Raw genomic sequence first — 5,204 nt, 5'->3', positions numbered from 1 at the left:
GGCGGGCTGCGGGCAGCGCCCGGGCGGGCCCGGCGGCCCCGGCGACGACGGCGGGCAGGTCAAGGCGTTCGACATCAACGTCCAGCCGCGCGACCGCGTCAAGGACGGCGGCACGCTGCGCTGGGGCGTCAACGAGTTCCCCGCCCAGTGGAACCGCAACCACGTCGACGGCAACCTCGCGGTGGCCGCCGTGATCAGCAACGCGCTGCTGCCGTCGCCGTTCCTGTCCAACGAGAAGGCGGAGATCACGCCCAACCCCGACTACCTGGTCGGCGCCGAGATCACCGACCGCGAGCCCAAGCAGGTCGTCACCTACCGGCTCAACCCCAAGGCCAGGTGGTCGGACGGCAAGCCGATCACCTGGGCCGACTACGAGGCCCAGTGGCGGGCGCTGAACGGCGACGACGCCGCCTTCCACATCGTCTCGTCCACCGGCTACCAGGACATCGAGAAGGTCGTCAGGGGCAAGGACGACCACGAGGTGGTGGTCACCTTCGCCAGGCCCTTCGGCGACTGGCAGTCGCTGTTCGGACCGCTGCTGCCCGCCTCCGCCAACCGGACGCCCGAGGCGTTCAACACCGCCTGGCTGAACCGGATCCCCGTGACGGCCGGGCCGTTCAAGTTCAAGGCCTTCGACCAGACCGCGAAGACGATCACCCTGGTGCGTGACGACAGCTGGTGGGGGGAGCGGGCCAAGCTCGACCAGATCGTCTACCGCGCGTCCGAGCAGGACTCGCTGATCGGCGCGTTCGGCAACGGCGAGCTCGACATCGCCGACATCGGCCCCTCCGCACCCGACTACGCGCGCGCCCGCTCGGCGCAGGGCGCCCAGGTACGCCAGGCGGCCGGCCCCGACTTCCGGCACTTCACCTTCAACGGCTCCAGCGAGCTCCTGCGCGACCTCCGGGTCCGCCAGGCGCTCCAGCTCGGCGTCAACCGGCAGGCCATCGCCCAGTCCGACCTCCAGGGGCTCGACTGGCCGATCACACCGCTGAACAACCACTTCTTCATGAACACCCAGGAGGGCTACCAGGACAACGCCGGGCCGCTGGGCGCCTACGACCCCGAAAAGGCCAGGCGGCTCCTGGACGAGGCGGGCTGGAAGCTCGCCGGCGCGGTCCGCCAGAAGGGCGGCAAGCCGCTCGCCCTGCGGTTCGTGGTGCCCTCGGGCGTGCAGGTCAGCAAGTCGGAGGCGGAGCTCGCCCAGAACATGCTCGGCCAGATCGGCGTCAAGATCACCATCCAGGCGGTGCCGAGCGACGACTTCTTCACCAAGTACGTCATCCCCGGCAACTTCGACATCACTGTCTTCTCCTACATCGGCACGCCGTTCCCGGTGTCGAGCAGCCACGGCATCTACGCCGACTCCGCCGACGGCAAGACATGGAACGCCAACTTCGGCCGCACCGGATCCCAGGCCATCGACGACGCCATGAACAAGGCCGCCCAGAGCCTCGACCCGGCGCGAGCGCGGGCCGAGGCGAACGCGGCCGACCGGCTGATCTGGCAGGAGGTCAACGTGCTGCCCCTCTACCAACGTCCGCAGAACGTCGCCGTACGCCAGACTCTCGCCAACGTCGGCGCCAGGGGCTTCTACGACCTGCGCTACGAGGACATCGGCTTCACCGCCTGACGACCGGCCGCGGCTCGTCACAGCGGGCCGTCACAGCGGCCCGTCACCACGGCCCGGGGGACTGTCGCCCGGCTCGTGTAGAAGTGGACGGTGACGATTTCGCTGACCTGGCCGCAGATCCTGGCGTGGCGGCTGCGCAGGCAGTTCGTGAGCGGCCCGGGCGGTCCCGACGCGGTGTCGATCGCCCGCAGGCTGTGCGGCGTGCAGACCCAGGTGGCCTCCTCGGCGCAGCTCGCCGTGGCGGTCCGCGCGGCCCGGCCGGTGCCGGGCGAGATCGACACGGCCCTGTGGACCGACCGCACGCTGGCCAAGACGTGGGTCATGCGCGGCACCCTCCACCTCGTGCCCTCCGACGAGCTGCCGGCCTACTGCTCGGCCCTGGCCACGCTCCGCTTCTGGGAGAAGGCCTTCTGGCAGCGCGGCCACGGCGTCACCGCGGCCGAGATCGGCGCCATCGTCGAGGCCGTGCCGCAGGCGCTGGGCGAGCGGCCGGTGACCCGCGAGGAGCTGGTCGACGCCGTCGTCGAGGTCACCGGCGACGCCCACCTGCGCGAGGCGCTCTCCTCCGGCTGGGGCGTCCTGCTCAAGCCGCTCAGCCGCCTGGGCGAGCTGTGCTACGGGCCGCCGCGCGACGGCCGGGTGACGTTCGCCGCGCCGCGCCGCTGGCTGCCCGGCTGGCCCGACGCTCTCCCTCCGCACGAGGAGGCCGGGGTGCTGCTGGCCCGTTCGTTCCTCGGGGCGCACGGGCCGGCGACGCCCGAGATGTTCGACACCTGGCTGTTCGGCGGGGTGGCGCGCAAGGCCGTGCTCAAGGGGTGGTTCCGCGACCTCGGTCCCGAGCTGACCGAGGTCGAGGCCGGCGACGGCCGCACGCTGCTGGCCCTGACCGAGCACCTCGACGAGCTCGCCGCCACCCCGCCGTCCGGGGAGGTGCACCTGCTGCCGGGGTTCGACCAGTTCATCCTGGGCGCTCCCCGCGCCCTGGAGCCGCTCATCCCGGCGGCGGTCAAGGCGAGGGTCAGCCGCCAGGCAGGCTGGATCTCGCCCGTGGTCCTGCGCGGCGGCCGGGTCGCGGGCGTCTGGGAGCCCAGGAACGGCCGGGTCCTCCCGGAGCTGTTCGAGCCGGTGCCGCGGCCCGCCCTCGACGAGGCGGTCGCCCGGGTCGAGGCCCTGATCGCCGCCGTGCCCGCCCAGGAGTAGGGCTCTGGGAGACTCGGGGCATGTCACGTGCCTTCTGTCAGGTCGATGTGTTCACAGCCGTCCCCTATCACGGCAACCCCCTCGCGGTCGTTCTCGACGGAGAAGGGCTCGGCACCGAGGAGATGCAGCGCTTCGCCCACTGGACCAACCTCTCGGAGACCACGTTCGTGCTGCCGCCGGTCGACCCGGCCGCCGACTACCGGGTGCGGATCTTCACCGGGTCCGCCGAGCTGCCGTTCGCGGGACACCCCACGCTCGGCACCTGCCACGCCTGGCTCGCCGCGGGCGGCAAGCCGAAGACACCCGGCGAGGTCGTGCAGGAGTGCGGGGCCGGGCTGGTGCGAGTGCGCGAGACCGGTGGCGGGCTCGCGTTCGCCGCGCCGCCGCTGACGCGGTCGGGGCCGGTCGAGGAGTCGCTGGCAGGCCACGCCGCCGATCTCCTGGGAGTCGGGCGGGACGAGATCGTCGCCGCCGAGTGGGCCGACAACGGGCCCGGCTGGATAGCGGTGCTGCTCAGGGACGCCGAGGCGGTGCTCGCGCTGAAGCCCGGCCGTGTCGACCACTTCATCGGTGTCGTGGGCCCGTACCCTCCGGGGTCGCCGCTCGCGGTCGAGGTACGCGCGTTCTTCCCGTTCGAGGGTGGCATGGCGGAGGACCCGGTGTCGGGCAGCCTGCACGCCGCGATCGCCCAGTGGCTGCTGCGCACCGGACGCGCCCGGGCGCCGTACGTGGGTGGTCAGGGCACCGTGCTCGGCCGCGCGGGCCGCGTGCACGTCTCCACCGACGACGCCGGCGACATCTGGGTGGGCGGCGCCACCGTCACGTGCATCAGCGGGCAGGTCGAGCTGTGACGGCCAGGCGCTCCGCTCACGGGGCCGCGGCCGGCGTCCGGGCGGGTCACGGAGCCGCCCGCCGGGTCACTGGGCGCGGTGGGTCGTGAAGCGCACCTCGTCGCCCGGGCGGAGCTGCGCGGCCACCGGCAGGCCGGCTGCCGCCAGCACCGCGATCACCGGGTAGCCGCCCGTCGGCGGGTGGTCGGCGAGGAAGACGATCGGCTGCCCGCTGGGCGGCACCTGGACGGCGCCGGTGACCATGCCCTCGCTGGGCAGCTCGCCCTCCCGGGCCCGCACCAGCTCCTGGCCGCGCAGCCGAACCCCCACACGGTTGCTGTCCTGGCTCACCGTGTACGGCCGCGCGCACAGCGCCTCCAGCGAGCCCGCCGCGAACCAGTCGTCGCGCGGCCCCGGCAGCACCCGCAGCACCGACGGACGGGGACCGGGCGGCGGCGCCAAATCGGCCGAGATCGGCGTCAGGCCCTCGGCGCCGCCCACCGGCAGCAGCGTCCCCGCCCGCAGCGGCGCTGGCCCCAGGCCCGACAGCGAGTCGGTGGAGCGGCTGCCCAGCACCGGCTCGACGGAGATCCCCCCGCGCACCGCCAGATAGGTGCGCAGCCCCCATTCGGGCGCCCCGAACCGCAGCTCGGCGCCGGCGGGAACCCAGAACGGCACCCCGACCCCCGCCGAGAACGGCACCCCGACCCTCCCCGACAACGGCGCCCCACCACCTGCCGGGAGCGGCCCCCCGCCCCTCGCCGAGAACCGCACCCCGCCCTCCGCCGAGAGCGGCGCATCCGCCTCGCGTCCGGCCGACAGCGGGCAGGGAGCGCCCGTGACCGCCACCCAGGCGCCCCGCCGGAACGCCAGCCGCGCCCCGCCGAACGTCAGCTCGATCCCCGCGGCCCCCTCCGGGTTGCCGACGAGCCGGTTGGCCAGCCGCAGGCTCTCGACGTCGGCCGCCCCCGAGCCCGGCACGCCCAGATGGGCGAACCCGCGGCGGCCCAGGTCCTGCACGGTCGCGTACGGCCCGGGCGCGAGCACCTCGATCACGCCCGCTCGAACCACCTCGATCACGCCCGCTCGAACCTCACGCGCGTGCCCGGCTGGAACGGCGAGGGCGGCACCGCCCGCGTGTCCCACACCGGCATCGCGGTGTGGCCCAGCAGCCGCCAGCCGCCGGGCGAGGCGCTCGGGTAGACCGCTGAGTAGGGCCCCGCCACCGCCACCGAGCCCGCGGGCACGGAGGTGCGCGGCGTGTCCAGCCGCGGCACATGCAGCGCCGGATCAAGCCCGGTCAGGTAGGCGAACCCCGGAGCGAACCCCAGCCAGCCCACGACCAGCTCCCGGCCGGTGTGCCGGGCGATCACCTCCTCGACCGGCAGCCCCGCCAGCCTGGCCACGGAGGCGAGGTCCTCCCCGTCGTAGACCACCGGAACCGTCACGACACGCCCGGCCTCCGCCGCGGAGCCGGGCCCGGCGGCGGCGCTCGCGGGGTCGGCGAGCAGCTGGTCGAGCAGCCGGTCGAGCTCGGCCCG

Annotated in this window: 5 protein-coding genes; 3 read left to right on the top strand and 2 right to left on the bottom strand. The window is 74.2% G+C overall.

The genetic code is table 11. The annotated features are described in order from the left end of the window. The 3 genes from DQW85_RS28000 to DQW85_RS27990 form a co-directional block, all read left to right on the top strand. Positions 1–1,633 (top strand): ABC transporter family substrate-binding protein (locus DQW85_RS28000; protein ID WP_162795437.1); only part of this gene is annotated, 1,633 nt, incomplete at its 5' end. A 90-nt stretch (positions 1,634–1,723) separates the two neighbouring features. Further along, entirely contained in the window at positions 1,724–2,833 is a 1,110-nt protein-coding gene (locus DQW85_RS27995) for a winged helix DNA-binding domain-containing protein (protein WP_240197473.1), read from the top strand. 20 nt (positions 2,834–2,853) lie between these two features. Next, positions 2,854–3,684, top strand: coding sequence for a PhzF family phenazine biosynthesis protein (locus DQW85_RS27990; protein ID WP_113702883.1), 831 nt, complete (start codon positions 2,854–2,856; stop codon positions 3,682–3,684). 66 nt (positions 3,685–3,750) lie between these two features. On the opposite strand, the gene DQW85_RS27985 is transcribed toward DQW85_RS27990, so the two are convergent. Continuing rightward, positions 3,751–4,743 carry a 5-oxoprolinase subunit C family protein gene (locus tag DQW85_RS27985; RefSeq protein WP_240197472.1) on the bottom strand — a complete coding sequence of 331 codons (993 nt, stop codon included), beginning with the start codon at positions 4,741–4,743 and terminating at the stop codon, positions 3,751–3,753. Then, positions 4,740–5,204: 5-oxoprolinase subunit B family protein (locus DQW85_RS27980; RefSeq protein WP_113702882.1), on the bottom strand; the 465-nt coding region annotated here is incomplete at its 5' end. The genes DQW85_RS27980 and DQW85_RS27985, both read right to left, overlap by 4 nt.

This window comes from Nonomuraea lactucae, assembly GCF_003313395.1.
GTDB lineage: Bacteria > Actinomycetota > Actinomycetes > Streptosporangiales > Streptosporangiaceae > Nonomuraea > Nonomuraea lactucae.
The sequence above is the reverse complement of the archived record's forward strand: the minus strand, read 5'-3'. Positions and strand labels throughout refer to the sequence as shown.

Coding starts and splice junctions, on each gene's coding strand:
- DQW85_RS27990 (WP_113702883.1), top strand. CDS start 2,854: ATGTCACGTGCCTTCTGTCAGGTCGATGTGTTCACAGCCGTCCCCTAT.